We start from the raw sequence: 14,638 nt of genomic DNA on the forward strand, positions 1-14,638 counted from the left end.
GCTATTTCTTCGCCAAAGTCACTTTGGCGCCGTCCCTGATCTTCTCGTTCGGAGCCAGTACGAGCGTGTCGCCCGGGTTCACGCCATTGACCGCGACGAGCTCGCCGATCCTGGCGCCCGTCGTGACCGCGACCTCCCGCACCGTGTCGTCCTTGACCACGTAGACCACTTTCTTGCCGTCGCGCTCGCCGATCGCGGCGGGCTGCACCGCGACAACGGGCTGCTTTTCCTGCGGCGGAACCGGTCTCGCGAGGAACGCAATCTTTGCGCTCATGTCGGGAAGCACACGCGCATCGCGGTCCACGAAACGCACCTTGACCAGCACGGTCGCTTTCGAGCGGTCCACCGTGGGCACGATGCGCGAGACCTGGCCCGCCAGTCGCAGATAGGGCAGCGCGTCGAGCTGGATCTCGCACGGCTGATCCACATTGATTCCGGCTATGTTGGACTCCGCCACATCCGCTTCGACTTCGAGCGTTTCCATGTCGGCGATCGTCACGACCGCCCCCTTGCTGTCGGATGCCTGCGAAAAGGGGGTGATGTTGTCGCCCACGTTCGCATGCTTTTCGATCACCACGCCATCGAATGGCGCACGAATCGCGGTCTGATCGACAGCGACTTGAGCGGCACGGGCGTTGGCCTGCGCCGACAAGATGGCGGCCTTGCTGTTGTTGATCGACGCCTTGGCTTTGTCGTAGCGGGCAAGATCGGCATCGTATTGCGTTGCCGGGATAGCCCCCGTGGGCGCGAGTATCGCGGAGCGGCGCAGATTGGCTTCGGCGTTCTTCAGCTCGGCAACCTGCAGTTCAAGATTCGCCTGCGCCACTGTCACTTGCGCCAACGCCTGAGCCCGCGCTGCCTCGACATCCGCACTTTCGAGCCGGGCAATCACCTCGCCTTTTTTCACGTGAGTGCCCTCCAGTACCCCGAGCCACTCGAGACGGCCCTGCGCCTTCGATGCAACCGCGGCCTTGCGCTGCGGCACGACGTAACCCGTGGCATTGAGCAGCGTGTAGCTCTGCGACGGGTAAGCGGATGTCACGGTCGCCGTTTCGACCGCCGGCGGACCGGCCAGCCTGGCGGCAACGCCGAGCACCGCTGCGATGAGCAGCGCGATGACCGCGTAACGGATCCAGCTGCGCCGCCGCGGGACAGTGCCGGCCGACGGCCGGTCGATTCTCAGCCTTTCCAGATCGTGATCAGCCAATTTTCGGGCCTTGCACCGGCAAGCGGTCACGTTCGTCAAGCGCCGTACAGGAACGCCGTTTCGACGTATCGCCACGCCGGCTTGTGGAGCGGTGACCGGGCCCACAGTATAGCGCCGTGCCCAGTCCGCGCTTACGCCACGGTGGCGCCGCCGTGGCGTTCGGCGCGGACCTGCTCAAGCGACTCGCCGATTGCAATGCGGGCAATATCGTCGTCGCCGCTCGAAGCGGCGCACATTCGAGATATGAATCGCTTTTGGAATTACGCTCGCTGGTAGCCGTTTCCTGCTTCAATGGCGGTATTCGTTCATGAACGGGTGGAGAGAATCGCATGCTGACTGCGCACGTCCCGGACCTCGCTGCGGCATTGGAACGCCATGTGAAGGTTCTCGCCGAAGACATCGGCGAACGCAACGTGTTCCGGCCGGACGCGCTGCACGCGGCAGCCGACTATATCGTGCAGCAGTGGACGAGGTCTGGCCGTACAGTGACGCATCAGGACTACCAGGTGCGAGGGGTTCCCTGTGCCAATATTGAAGTTGCGCTCGAAGGCAGCGTTCAGTCTGACGAAATCATTGTGCTGGCGCGCATTACGACACCGTGCGAAACAGCCCTGGCGCCGATGACAACGCCAGCGGCGTCGCCGCGCTCCTCGAGATCGCGGGCATGCTTCAGTCCCTCTCGCCTCGGTACACCGGGCGCTGCGTTTCGTTCGTGAACGAGGAAGCGCCGTTCTTCTTCCGTGGCGACATGGGCAGTCTGAGGTACGCGAGAGCCGCGCGGCTGCGCGGGGATCGCATTCGCCTGATGCTTTCGCTCGAGATGCTCGGTTACTACCGAGACGAGCCGGGTACCCAAAGGTATCCGCCTTTGCTGCGTTACTTCTATCCAGCGTGCGGCAACTTTATCGGTTTCGTCTCCAATCTTCGCTCGGCGCGCCAATTGCGATGGTTCGTCGACGCGTTCCAGGCCTCGTCCGATTTTCCGCTCAAAGCAGCGGCGCTGCCGTGGTGGGTGCCAGGGGTCGCGTTGAGCGATCATTCTTCCTTCTGGCGCCACGGCTATCCGGCCGCCATGGTGACCGACACCGCCTACCTGCGCAACCCGCACTACCATACCGCTCACGATGTCCCAGCGACGCTCGACTATGGGCGCATGGCCGCCGTGACGCGCGGGTTGGCTGCAAGCGTGGCGTCGTTGGGGCCGGGTGGCGCGAATCCCGGCAAGATCCGGGCCCCAGAAAAGAGGCAGTTGTGACCGTTGGGGGGCCGCTTTCGAGGCGAGGCCTCTGTCAGCTGCCGACCCCGAAGCGACGTTCAACTTATGCTTCGTGCGGCTGGAGTGATAGCGGAAGCGGATTGTCGAAGACACGGGCCTCCCGCGACGCTGAGCAGGACACTGAACGCCGGAAGGGATTCGTGGCTGCGAAACGCCGGCCAATGGGAAATCATCTTTCGCGGACAAGGGTCACATCGAGCCGGCCATCGCACACAGCGGCGCCCCTTAAGAGCAGCCCCTGGCGGGCGGCGCTGACGCCCACAGCCGAGAACACCTGGGGCCGTCACACGATGGTGAGCGCCCCCACGGGGGGTGTCACCCTAGCGATTTGCCTAAATCGAACCTGTGTTGTGTGGGGGCTGGAAGCCCATGCTATCAAGGCTTTGGTGGTTTCTGGCAATCCCTGCCGGGGAAATCTGGTGGGAGGCGCTAGTGTTACCCAAGCTGGACAAGAGTCTTACCGAGAAGGGCCAGTTGTGGCGCCAGCAATTCCACTCAAAACTCCGCGATCCTGTGAGAACGAACGAGGATGCTTCTCAAGCAGTCCGAGTCAATTATTAGACGCATAGCTGTCGGAATTTCGCGACACGGTTTTATTTTTTGATTCTTGCACTCCGTGCGTTGGGCTATTCTCATTTTCGCAATGACGAAACTAATCCGCGTGGAGAAATAGATGAAACGAATCGCACTGTCGACCCTCTCGCTGGCTCTGCTCGGCGTTGCAGGCGCAGCACATGCACAAAGCAGCGTGACCCTGTATGGCCTGATCGATGAATCGATCCAGTATGTTGGCCAAGCCGACCGCAACAACAACCATCTGTTCCAGACGTATGCCGGCAACATTCAAGGTGACCGTTTCGGCCTGAAGGGCACGGAAGACCTGGGCGGCGGCCTGAAGGCAATCTTCCAGTTGGAAAACGGCTTTGACGTGAACAGCGGCAAGCTGGGCCAAGGTGGTCTCATGTTCGGCCGTCAGGCATTCGTCGGTCTGACGCAGGACGCCTACGGCACCTTGACGCTGGGTCGCCAGTACGACCCGCTGGTCGACATGGTCCAGCCGCTGACGGCCGACAACTACCTCGGCAGCACGTTCACGACGCCGGGCGACCTTGACAACAACGACAACGACTCGCGCACGAACAGCGCGATCAAGTACGTCTCGCCGGTGTGGAGCGGCTTCCAGGTCGAAGGCATGTACGCTCTCGGCGGTGTCGCCGGCGCAACGGGCGCAGGGCAATCGTGGGGAGGCGCAGCAACGTGGAGCGGCGGTCCGTTCAGCGCTGCTGCTGGCTACTTCCGTATGGAAAACGGCAATACGCTGGCAAGCCGCGGCATCACCCCGGCAACGCCCGCAGGCCCGGGCACTTGGAGCGCAGGCGCGACCTCGAACGCCACGTTCGTCTCGCAGATCAACAACGGTTACCAGTCTGCCAAGCAGATCGACACCACGTCGGCAGCAGGACAGTTTGTCACGGGTCCGTTCACGTTCAACGTGCGTTATAGCTTCGTGCAGTACAAGCCGGACGCATTCTCGGCCTTCACGCAGCAGGAGAAGTTCCAGGTTGCTGGCGCTTACGCTGGCTGGCAGCTCACGCCGGCTATGCTGGTCGGTCTGGGCTACATCTACACGCACGGTTCTGGCGATTTGTCGGCAAGCTACAACCAGGTTTCGCTGGGCGCCGACTACAATCTGTCGAAGCGTACCGACCTGTACCTGCTCGGCGCATACCAGCACGCGAGCGGCACGCAGCGTGTCAACGCAACGACTACGCAAACAGCAGGCGCGTCGATCGGTTCGTACGGCAATAACGCACTTGCGAACCACCAGGAAATCGTCAGTCTGGGTATCCGTCACAAGTTCTAATAGAACAACATGACCTACGGTCCGAGACGTCGTGCCGTACCCTGAAGCCAGCCGGGGCGCAAGCCGAAGGCTGGCTTTCTTGTTTTTCAGTGACGGGCGCTTTCATCCACAAAAGGGTTCGTCGCCACGATCGGACAGCCGCTCCTAAAGGTGAGACCTGTACTGGCTGCCTAGCCTTTTCTCGCCGTTTGAACGTTTGAACGAAGGTCGCCTTATCTACAGGTGATCTTGAATACCCCGGCTTTGTGTGTCGTCGCCCCCATCGCTAGGTAACGCCGCTGCAAGTGGCGCCAACGCAGCCTCATCACGCGCAAGGCGTTGGGGCAATGCCTCCCTGAGAAATTCGACCCATGTCCTTATTTTTCTGTCGAGATGCAGAGGAGAAGAATAAAGGACGTAGACATTACGCGCCTTCATCCTGTAGTCAGGCAGAACGCGAACCACCGACCCGGCGCGCAATTGTTGCAGCCCAATCCGGACGGGTAACGGGCCGATGCCCAAACCAGCCTGAATAGAATCATTGAGTACATCGCATAGGTCGCTCTGAAGAGCTGTATGGCCGACCGAACACGCTTCATGCCCAAATGGCCCGTCGAATATCCATTGACCGGCCGACAGGTCCCCAGCAAGATCAATGCATCGATGTTGCTTCAGGTCATACAGTGTCTGTGGCAATCCGTACCGCGCCAAATAGACGGGTGATGCGCAAAGGATTAATGACACCGCACCAAGACACTCAGAGCTTACGCCCGGCTCGGGGGGGTCTGATGAGCAGAGAAGTAGGACGTCGTGATTACCGAGCATCGCTTCCTGTCCCGGTTGCACCAGCCTTACGCTAACCGACAGCTGCGGGAATTGCTCTAGGTAGCTTGAAATCAGACCGGGCAGATGATACCGATCAAAGCTGGCGGTTACGCCGATCCTGAGCGTCCCGGAGGGCTCTGCACTCAATCCCAATGCCTCCGCCTCCGCTTCCGCCAAATGCTTGAGAATCACTTCACAGTGAGGAAGATACCGCTCCCCTGCTTCGGTCAATGCCACACGCCGAGTGGTCCTGTTTAAAAGGCGAACGTTCAAGTGCGTCTCAAGATCCGCTACAGCGCGTGAAACCTGAGATGTAACAAGGTCTAGTTTTTGCGCTGCCGTAGTAAAGCTACCAACTGATGCAACTTGAGCAAAGGCACGGATGGCCTGCAACATATCCATCGATCGCTTTCCGTTCATTCGGGGTTAAAAATGCGTCAATGTCTGGCAACCAGCCAGTCATGCCGCGCCGCAATATGCCTACTGGGCACAAGATGAATCGACCTTGAACTCGGCGGGTGCGCAGATATGCGCGAGCGCCTTTCCATAGGCGCACCGCGGAACGTTGCCATATCTTACTTCGGCGCAAAGAGGGCCGGGGTTGCGAGCGACTAAAAGCGGCAGGAAAACCCGAGATGCGTTCGATCCGAGGTGTTCGTAGCTGAGCTGCCCACGCGAGGCTAGCGTTCGGCCGGGCCCGACGCGGACCTCGAACGAACGACGCGCGTGATGACCATCGCCATCACAAGACGCGTGTCGGTTTGTCGAGTATTGCAGCAAGAAACGGGGGCGGCTGACTGCCGGCGCCAATATTGTTCAGACAGAGCGAGGCGATTGCGTTTCCCTCTTTCAACCACAGTCAAGGAGGAATTCAGCATGTCCAGGGAAGATGACAACAAGGCCGGTAGTGGGCCGCTGGTTCACCGTCGCTGATCTCATCGCCGAGGGGGAGTATGTAGTCGGCCGTTGGGAGGGTGGAGGCACACATACCGGTCCGGCATTCAGCGATTTCCTCATTGGATCGTTGCCGACCGCGACAGGACGGAAAATGCGTAAGCGCTCAATTTGGCACACGGGACCGCGAGGCTGCGTGGCGATGGATCAGCGCTTACCACGTCGTGGCAGTTGGAGTGGTCACGTCAGCACGATGGTTGGATCAGGCGATGTCGCGCGCTGAAGCCGTAGTCTTCGAGAAGTTGAATGGCAGCAGGTCACTGATATCAGCATCTGGCGCACGTTTGGGCAATTCGCTGAGTACCCTGACGAGATATGCGTAAGGCTCGACATTGCACGCCCGGCACGTGAGCATCAGGCTGTAGATCATTGCACTCGCCTTCGCACCGGCAACCGTGTCACTGAACAGCCATGAGGATCTGCCCGTGCAGAATGGCCGGATGTCGCGGTCGGGTAGCAGCAGCGCATTGCTGCGCTGCTGCCCCCTAAGAACCGGACGTGCGCCTTTAGGAGCATACGGCTCAAGCCTCTGCAAAGGCATCTGTCGACACCCGGTAGTACAACTTCATTTTCCGGCGTACTGCGGATTTCTACGGCAATTGAGATGGTTAACCTGGAGGTTGCTTGCTGCATCCGTGCCGCCGTCAGTTTGCTTCACAATATGCGTAACATCCCAGCGGGTGTTCATTGTGATGGGCTGCTGACAGTTGGAACACATGCCATCTTGCCTTACCCAGACACGGTACAGCTTACGGCGACCGCGCGTCGAGTTCAGCATCTTCTGGCCCCATCGGGATTCGAAGTATGGTGCCCATTGCGGATCGTGCGGATTTGCGCCCGCTCGGATCTTGATGTGCCGTTTTATTGGCGTGGCCGATTCCTTCAGCAAGGTGACCTCTCTTGTCGTGCCATCCTCTTTTTTTTCTGTGGCGGCAAATACCCAGTCCCGCAAACCTTTGGCCCTGAAGTATTTGCTTTTTATCCATCGGGCGCCTTTTTTAGGGTGCCTTCTTGCCGCCCATCGCCATAGCATTGACCAGACCTCGTGATCAACCCGATCGAAGGCTTTCTTGGCGACGACATGGCTATGGTAATTCGCCCATCCTCGTAAGACAGGATTGAGCAGCTTTACCAGGTTCGCCTGTTTAGCCGTCTTGTTGGCCTTGATGATTTCACGAATTTTGTCAAGATGTGCCTTGACGTTCGCTTTCGACGGCTTCATCAGTAGCTTGCCGTTGTACTTGCGAATGTTCCACCCGAGGAAATCAAACCCATCCTTGATGTGCGTTATCCTGGTCTTTTCTGGTGATAGGACCAGCCCGCGTTCCGCCAGGAATTCAGCTACTGCCGGCCTGACTTCATGTTCCAGCCACTCCTTCGAGTGGCCGGTAATAATGAAGTCGTCCGCGTAACGCACCATGTTCATTTTCAGTCCTCTCGGCTTCGCTCGCGGGAATTTTTCCGCTAGCATAGCTTCGAGGCCATCGAGCGTCATGTTGGCTGCCACCGGGGAAATAGCACTGCCAACAACATAGCAAACTCGCGGGTAAAATGGGGCCTGCGCATTTCAAGGGAGTGTCTGGCACCGTGGTCCAGAGGATGGCCTGACGTCGATGCGGTTCTCGTCCTTGAGACCCTCGCTCCCGCCGACAGGGAGGCGCGACAATGACCCGAGGACGACGTAAGAACTGGCGTGTCCGTCTTGCCTTTGAACCGAACCGGTATGCCGGCGAACAGCTGCAGAAGGCGTACGAGCAGCTCAGTCCGATAGATTCACGCGCTACGGCACAGCCATCCGCTGTTCGGCCCGTGGCGACACGGCGAGCGGCTATCAAGCGAGGTAAGCGATGAGCAACGCTGCAATGGTCGCGCTCTACGCGCGGGTATCCTCCGAACAACAGACCAAACGCGGCACCATTGAAAGCCAGATTGCCGCGCTGAGGGAGCGCATTACCGCTGACGATGCGCATCTTGTCGACGACATGTGCTTCATAGACGCCGGGATAAGCGGTGCGACGCTGATCAGACCGCAGCTAGAGCGACTCAGGGACCGTGCCGCACTCGGGCTGGTTGATCGGCTGTACATCCTGTCTCCCGACCGGCTGGCGCGAAAGTATGCACACCAGGCATTGCTGATGGAGGAGTTCTCTGCGTGTGGCGTGCAGGTGGTGTTTCTCAATCATGAGATTGGCGCGACACCGGAAGAGTCGCTGCTGTTGCAGATGCAGGGCATGATTTCGGAGTACGAACGGGCAAAGATCACCGAGCGTAATCGACGCGGTAAGCTTCATAGCGCAAAGCGCGGAAGCGTGAATGTGCTATCGACGGCTCCCTATGGTTACCGTTATATCCGCAAGCAGCTCGATGGGACACCGGCCCAGTACGTGATTGAACTACCGCAAGCGGCGACGGTAAAGACTATCTTCCAGTGGATCGGGATGGACCGGCTGAGCATAGGCGAAGTGGTTCGTCGTCTTGCCGAGGCGGGCACGGTGACGGCATCCGGCAAGCTGTACTGGGACCGTAGTGTGGTATGGGGAATATTGCGTAATCCCGCTTACATGGGGCGGGCCGCGTTCGGTAAAACCCAGTCTCGTGATCGCCTGCCGCATGTCCGCGTGCGCACCCAACGCCACAGCGCCGATGTGCCAAGGAGGGCATACTCGACAACATCCACGGACCCGCAGCAGTGGATCGAAATCCCGGTGCCGGCGATTGTTAGCGAAGCGATGTTCCATTCAGTCCAGGAGCAGCTTGCCGAGAATCGCAAGCTGGCGCGCCAACGCCGCCAGAACGCGCCGATCTACCTGCTTCAGGGGCTGACTGTTTGTGGGCAATGCCGTTACGCGTACTACGGCAAGAAAGTCAGCAAGGCGGCGGCCAAGGGGCATCAGCGAGATTATGCTTATTACCGCTGTGTCGGAACCGATGCCTATCGCTTCGGTGGTCAACGCATCTGCGACAACCTGCAAGTGCGAACGGATCGTCTCGATGACCTCGTATGGCAGCAGGTCGCGGATCTGTTGAGGCATCCGAGTCGACTGAAGAAGGAATATGAACGACGACTGGATGCGATGGAGCGCAATGAGAATAGTGGCTTCGATACGGCCAGCCTGGAAAGGCAAAGGCTTCAGTTGGAGAAAGGCAAGTCCCGGCTCATCGACAGCTATGCCGACGGTATCATCGACAGGACGGACTTCGAGCCGAAGATACAGCAGTTGAAGAACCGGCTAGAGCAGGTCGATCAGCAGATCCAGGAATCCCGGCAGCACGGGGTGGCTCAAAGTGAACTGTTTCTGGTCATCAACCGGCTGGAGGAATTTGCAAGTGCCGTTACGGACAAACTCGCTACGATCGATCTCGCAACGAAGCGCAAGATCGTACTGGCTCTGGTCAAGCGTGTCGAAATCCACAAGGATGAAATCCTCGTCGTATTCCGGATCGATCCGCAGCCCGGAGGTCTCCTCGCAGGCGAGAATTCGAATGATTCAGACGATGGAGTGAAAAGTATGCAACATTGTAGGCGGCGTAATAATTCCCCCTTGCGGGGTGCCGGCGTCAGTGGGGAAGAGTTCGTTTTGATACACGTATCCCGCTTTGAGCCACTTCTTTAGAATCACCTTGTCCGTGGGGATATTGGCGATCATCCAGTCGTGGGAAATTTTGTCGAAACAGCCTTGGATGTCGGCCTCCAGCACCCATTCCGCACTCGCCTTTTTTGCCAGAGAAATGAAGCATTGTCCTCCAGCGTCAGCAGTAGAGCGTTCCGGTCTGAACCCATAAGAATTCAGATCGGCGGTGGTTTCCGCAACGGGTTCCAACGCCAGCAGATGTAACGCCTGCATGGCGCGGCATTTCATCACGGGTATGCCGAGCGGCCTCGTCTTACCGTTTTTCTTCAGAATAAAAACTCTCCGAAGTGGAAGGGGCTAATAATCCCGCCTCTTCAACGACGCAATCGCGTTGGCCTTTGCCGCCGGTGTTTTCCACGTTACCTTGTCCACACCGGGGGTGTTCCTGCCTTTGTTTTCAGTCACCCGCTTCACGGCTAATGCACGGCCGCTGAACGAATGGGTCAGCAGCCATTGCAGTGCTTTTACCCTGTTATGGCGGCCGGCCTGTACCGCCTTCACCATACGCGATTGCAGCCTCCTTACCTGACGTTGAACATCGGCCCAATTGATGCCGTTCCACGCCACGCCCGAAGGTGCACGCGCCCGTGTTGCTGCGCTCATTTGCTTTCCTTCCGTTTAGATGGTTCTGCAAACTCTCTGGTGAGGAGAGACCACGAGGAAGTCTGCCCGCTTTCGCGTCGGGTGATGTTGCAACCCGTATCCCGTCCATTACAGCCGGGCATTCGCTTTTTCCCCGATCCTGTGCCCGCACCGCCATGGGCAGACCTCGCAGCCTGCTGTCCCGAAGGGAGCGATACGGGGTTTCCACGTTCCGCTTATGGAAGTACGTCGGGTTAGGTGCCTGCTCTGGGCCGGGAGGTATGCGGGTCACGAACGCGTAATCGAAAGACGCTGTTCCCACCTCCAGTACCGCTTTGGTTCGAGCGCAATAGCCATTTCCGCTCGTTCAACGTAACGACCCTACTGCAGATTCAAATGTTTTCACCATACCGACTATCTGGCGCTCATCCGGCGTATGGCTGCCAGAAGGGTACGCCTCTCGCGATTGATACCCCGCGCCTTGCGGCGCTTCGTTACGTTGTCAGAGCCGCTCTTGATTCAGGCCCCTGGATTCACCGGGTGACACCGGTGGTTCTCTCCTTCGATACGGCGAGAAGGGAGAACAACTTCTGTAAGCGACCTCGTGTCGCACTTCGACAATGTTGTTCAGGTACTTGACCTGACGGACCTCGATGGGCGCTTCCCGTTCAGCGTTGATGCTCTGGATGGCGGCCAGATTGGCGCCGCTTTTGTCCATGGTAACGGTCTCAGGCGCGCCATTCTGATTCATGGCTTTCTCGAAATAACGACGGGCGGCAGCCTTGTCACGATGGGCCCGAAGCAGGAAATCGACGGTCTTTCCAGCCTTGTCCACTGCGCGATACAGGTACTTCCACTGGCCGCGCACCTTGATGTAGGTTTCATCCATTCTCCAGCTCTTGCCAACTGGCCGCTTGTGCTTGCGAAAGGCTTTCTCGAACAACGGTACGAGCTTGATGACCCAGCGGTGCACGCTCGAATGGTCGACCTCGACGCCCCGTTCGGCCATCATCTCCTCAAGATCACGCAGGCTCAGCGAGTAGGCCACATACCACCGCACACATAGCAGGATCACGTCCAGCGGGTAATGTAGTCGCTTCATCACCTTCGCGATTCCCGGTGGTAACGTCGTACGCGGCATCCTGCCCGTCATGGTCATCGTGGTCGTCTCAATTTAGGTCGCCCCAGTTTACCTGATCACTTAGCGCGACAGAGCCGCGCAGGTTCCAGAACAACGTTGAGTGCTCATAGCCTTCCTTCGTCAACAGCGTGGCATCCAGCGCCTTGATGCGGGACACCGATTGACGTCCCTTTCCATGCCAAACCAGCCACTTGGCGTGATCGATCTCTGTCTCTACGGCAATTCGCTCGTGGGGCTCCGTCGACTGGCTTCAGAACACCGAGTTTCTGGCAGCCTTGAACTTCATCGCGATGTGAAACCAGTCCAGGATCCTTCCCCGAGCGAGCTTGCTGCCGTCCACAGCCTTACCGAATTCGCCAGCGTCATCGCTGATCACGGTGACCCGCTCGTCTGGAGCCACGCCGCTTGCAAATAGAAATTGGTCCAACCGCGCGGGCGCCGATGGCACCAGCTTATGCACATACGCGTAGAGACGCGGGGTGCGATCAGCGAGAGTTGCACGGCCCGCAACGATGTTGACATGTCGATCCCGCGGTAAGTTCTGCGCCCAAGGCGATTTCAACTCCGCAAGGTCGCGCGCCGCCTTGCGGCGCTGAGGGCTGCTGCTGAAGCTCAGCCAGGCCGAGGCGACGCTCACGCAGCCGACGGTGGCCGATTCGCGAACCTGCTCTGCGCTGACCGCTGTTGGACCAGACGCGATATCGCGCTCGATCTGCGCGTCCAGCGCCGTACCGATGGCGAGGATCCGACGGCGAGTACTACCGAAGGAAATCCCTTTGTCTAGCGGAAGGACCTCTCGAAGCAGCTCAGTGGCCTGACGGTAGGGTAGATGGGCGGCCCATTTGGCCTGCAGGTACTCCAATTCCGGCGTCACACGCTGTGAACGGCCTTGCACAGCGGACTCACAGAGCGACGCGGCTGCCCTTGCTTTGCCGCACAGTTGCACGCCCACAGCCTCCGGCCTCGGCACGTCGACTTTGCCAAACACGGTTCGCACCACGATCGACCGGGCATCCTTGTGCGCCAGCGTCGAGCCACAACAATCGCAAGCCAATTGGCTTTCCATCCACCCGGCCGTCTGCTCCAACACCAGTAACGATTGAACCTCAGCGAGCAAGGCGCGACCTTCGGCAAGTGTGGGTCCCAGGTCGGCGACGCTCCGGTCCGTTCGTTCCACAACAGCAACGGTCGTCGCTTTAGCCTCACTCGTTTGTCCACCCTCCAGGCGAGCCTCGATGATCAGTCGCATGACAACTGCGATCGTTTGGCAACGTCTCCAGCATAGCTGATATGGCCGGCGTGCTGGGCTGACTAGTTGGCCTCACTTCGTGAGAAACTTCGCAGCTTCCAAACGCCGTAACCAAACGGGTAAGGCGTCGTCTCGTCGTCTATGACGGCGGTCAAGTCGACGGAAATAGCCTCCCACGGTTTGGTTCACCCTCGTCTACGCGAGCGCCATCTTCTCTTCATGACGCGTCTCTTCGGGTCGCATATCACCCTCCTCCTGAAAGCAATCAGTGTACTGCGGTGCTACTGCCCTAGAAAATCAAAGCAACTTGACCGTTAGTTGCGCTCGGATCGGAAACGTAAAAAACACTACGATTCACGTAATGATTAGTACGACACCGTGGTCTTTGCGGCTTTGGTGTCGCACTTATGCCGGTCGGGAGCTGAAATCGTTCTCCGAGCGCGCGAGACGCTGGAATGAGCGTGAAACATTCGAGCGGTTTGCCCCTTAAGTGCCCGTCCGAAAAGCTATTTGGTGACGCTTAGATTGCGAAGGGGATGTTCCACGCACGCCATTTTGTTCCACGACTTGAGGCGCTGTCGAGAAGTTCGGCACAAACCACCGGCACATCGGCAATTGCGCAAGGACAACCATCGCAAAGTTAACTTGCGTTTACTTTTAACAGGGACTAATCTGCGAGCAGTTCGACCGGTTGGGTCGAAAACTTCTCAGCCGGTCCACTGGACGCTATGGGTAGAACAATGGACAGTATAACGAAGCTCAAGCCGGGTAAAACCACGGGCGAAGACCTCATGCGTCTTGCGCAACTGTCAGACGGCATGCTGCAGAAGATCCGCGACGAAATGCTTGAGCCCTTCCCTCGCAAGGTCCCGCCGATTATCTCATCGGCGCGCCTGCAGGAGATGTGCGGCATCGACAAGCAACGCATGGGCTATGTGCTCAAGAAGGGTGAACTGCCCGGTGGCACGCAGAGCAAGCCCGGGGCACCTCGTCAGTTCACCGTTGCAGAGAGCATCGCTTGGATTCAATCCGAGCGCAACCTCCTCCCCCGCAAAGGCCCCGCCAAGGTCATCGTCGTCGCCAACTTCAAGGGCGGTGTCACGAAGACCACGACCTCTACCCTACTCGCGCAAGGTCTTGCCATGCGCCGCGGCCGTCGGGTGCTTCACATCGACCTCGACCCTCAGGGCAGTGCAAGCACCCTCTACGGGATCAACCCCCATGCGGAGGTCGATTCCTCACAAACCGTGATGCCCCTGATTGAGGCCTACTTGGCGGGCGAACCGTTTGACATGACCACCCTCCCCGTTCCGACCTACTGGCCGAACGTGGACATCATCCCCTCCTCCACCGAACTTTTCAATGCTGAGTTCATGCTCCCAGCGCGGGCAGCCAGCGATGAGTCGGTGCGCTTCGAGCAGGTGCTGCATGACGGCCTCGCCCAACTGAAGGATGCGTACGACTACATCATCATCGATACGGCACCCACGCTGAGCTATCTGACAATCAACGCCATCTTCGCCGCGGACGGCGTCCTCGTGCCGGTCGTGCCGGACATGCTTAGCTTTGCCTCCATGGTGCAGTTCTGGCACCTGTTCGGCGATCTGATCAATGGGATGCAAGCGTTCGATGACGGGCGCGCCAAGGAGTTTGACTTCGTGGATGTGCTGGTCACGCGTATGACGTCAAAGCCCGCCGCACAGATCCTACAAGGCTGGATCACCCAGATCTACGGTTCCCGCGTGGTGCCCATCGAGATCCCGGAATCTGATCTGGCGCGCAACACGAACATGCGCTTTTCTACTTTTTACGATCTTGGCCCGAACGACGTTGGGGCGGAGACACTACGCCGCATTCGCACACCCGTTGACCAGCTAGTTGACCGCGTCGATGACAAGGTGTGCGCCATCTGGGCACAGGAGGGATGAC

10 protein-coding genes and 5 pseudogenes are annotated in these 14,638 nt (G+C 58.8%); 6 read left to right on the top strand and 9 right to left on the bottom strand.

Annotated features, from left to right (window positions below):
- Position 1: 1 nt before the first annotated feature.
- Positions 2 to 1,207 (bottom strand): efflux RND transporter periplasmic adaptor subunit, encoded by a 1,206-nt coding sequence (locus tag P0D84_RS41355; RefSeq protein WP_408348104.1) that lies wholly within the window; start codon positions 1,205 to 1,207, stop codon positions 2 to 4.
- A 329-nt stretch (positions 1,208 to 1,536) separates the two neighbouring features.
- Here P0D84_RS41355 and P0D84_RS41360 point away from each other — a divergent pair, with 329 nt between their 5' ends.
- The 3 genes from P0D84_RS41360 (at position 1,537) to P0D84_RS41370 (ending at position 4,347) form a co-directional block, all read left to right on the top strand.
- Complete coding sequence (locus P0D84_RS41360; protein WP_408349884.1) at positions 1,537 to 1,923, top strand: zinc-binding metallopeptidase family protein; 387 nt, start codon at positions 1,537 to 1,539, stop codon at positions 1,921 to 1,923.
- Positions 1,806 to 2,462, top strand: a complete 657-nt coding sequence (locus P0D84_RS41365) for a M28 family peptidase (RefSeq protein WP_408348107.1) — start codon at positions 1,806 to 1,808, stop codon at positions 2,460 to 2,462. The genes P0D84_RS41360 and P0D84_RS41365 overlap by 118 nt, the downstream gene beginning before the upstream one ends.
- Before the next feature lie 694 nt (positions 2,463 to 3,156).
- Entirely contained in the window at positions 3,157 to 4,347 is a 1,191-nt protein-coding gene (locus tag P0D84_RS41370; RefSeq protein ID WP_408348110.1) for a porin, read from the top strand.
- 216 nt (positions 4,348 to 4,563) lie between these two features.
- On the opposite strand, the gene P0D84_RS41375 is transcribed toward P0D84_RS41370, so the two are convergent.
- Positions 4,564 to 5,553, bottom strand: a complete 990-nt coding sequence (locus P0D84_RS41375) for a LysR family transcriptional regulator (RefSeq protein ID WP_408348113.1) — start codon at positions 5,551 to 5,553, stop codon at positions 4,564 to 4,566.
- Positions 5,554 to 6,076: 523 nt separating this feature from the next.
- Between P0D84_RS41375 and P0D84_RS41380 the strand changes: the two are divergent.
- Positions 6,077 to 6,202 (top strand): annotated as a pseudogene (locus tag P0D84_RS41380) (ester cyclase); the annotation flags it as partial.
- A gap of 105 nt (positions 6,203 to 6,307) precedes the next feature.
- On the opposite strand, the pseudogene P0D84_RS41385 reads toward P0D84_RS41380, so the two are convergent.
- The 3 genes and pseudogenes from P0D84_RS41385 to P0D84_RS41395 all read right to left on the bottom strand — a co-directional run.
- Positions 6,308 to 6,556 (bottom strand): annotated as a pseudogene (locus tag P0D84_RS41385) (transposase domain-containing protein); the annotation flags it as partial.
- A 114-nt stretch (positions 6,557 to 6,670) separates the two neighbouring features.
- The gene (locus tag P0D84_RS41390) at positions 6,671 to 7,327 is read right to left on the bottom strand and encodes a group II intron maturase-specific domain-containing protein (RefSeq protein WP_408349766.1); all 657 of its coding nucleotides are present in this window, start codon (positions 7,325 to 7,327) and stop codon (positions 6,671 to 6,673) included.
- 36 nt (positions 7,328 to 7,363) lie between these two features.
- Positions 7,364 to 7,633: pseudogene (locus P0D84_RS41395) on the bottom strand (reverse transcriptase domain-containing protein); the annotation flags it as partial.
- Positions 7,634 to 7,952: 319 nt separating this feature from the next.
- Here P0D84_RS41395 and P0D84_RS41400 point away from each other — a divergent pair.
- On the top strand, positions 7,953 to 9,719 hold the full coding sequence (locus P0D84_RS41400) for a recombinase family protein (protein WP_408348116.1): 1,767 nt from the start codon (positions 7,953 to 7,955) through the stop codon (positions 9,717 to 9,719).
- Here P0D84_RS41400 and P0D84_RS41405 read toward each other — a convergent pair.
- From P0D84_RS41405 to P0D84_RS41420, 4 genes and pseudogenes are all read right to left on the bottom strand, one after another.
- Positions 9,630 to 10,340, bottom strand: a pseudogene (locus tag P0D84_RS41405) (reverse transcriptase N-terminal domain-containing protein); the annotation flags it as partial. The gene P0D84_RS41400 and the pseudogene P0D84_RS41405 overlap by 90 nt on opposite strands.
- 541 nt (positions 10,341 to 10,881) lie before the next feature.
- A pseudogene (locus P0D84_RS41410) lies at positions 10,882 to 11,472 on the bottom strand (IS6 family transposase); the annotation flags it as partial.
- Positions 11,473 to 11,488: 16 nt separating this feature from the next.
- Positions 11,489 to 11,617, bottom strand: coding sequence for a hypothetical protein (locus P0D84_RS41415; protein WP_408348119.1), 129 nt, complete (start codon positions 11,615 to 11,617; stop codon positions 11,489 to 11,491).
- Between the two features lie 93 nt (positions 11,618 to 11,710).
- Positions 11,711 to 12,709 carry a hypothetical protein gene (locus P0D84_RS41420; RefSeq protein WP_408348122.1) on the bottom strand — a complete coding sequence of 333 codons (999 nt, stop codon included), beginning with the start codon at positions 12,707 to 12,709 and terminating at the stop codon, positions 11,711 to 11,713.
- Between the two features lie 740 nt (positions 12,710 to 13,449).
- Between P0D84_RS41420 and P0D84_RS41425 the strand changes: the two genes are divergently transcribed.
- Positions 13,450 to 14,637: a ParA family protein gene (locus P0D84_RS41425; protein WP_408348125.1), complete on the top strand. Its 1,188-nt coding sequence runs from the start codon at positions 13,450 to 13,452 to the stop codon at positions 14,635 to 14,637.
- Position 14,638 lies beyond the last annotated feature (1 nt).

The organism is Paraburkholderia sp. RL17-337-BIB-A, assembly GCF_046025895.1.
Classification (GTDB): Bacteria; Pseudomonadota; Gammaproteobacteria; order Burkholderiales; family Burkholderiaceae; genus Paraburkholderia; species Paraburkholderia fungorum_C.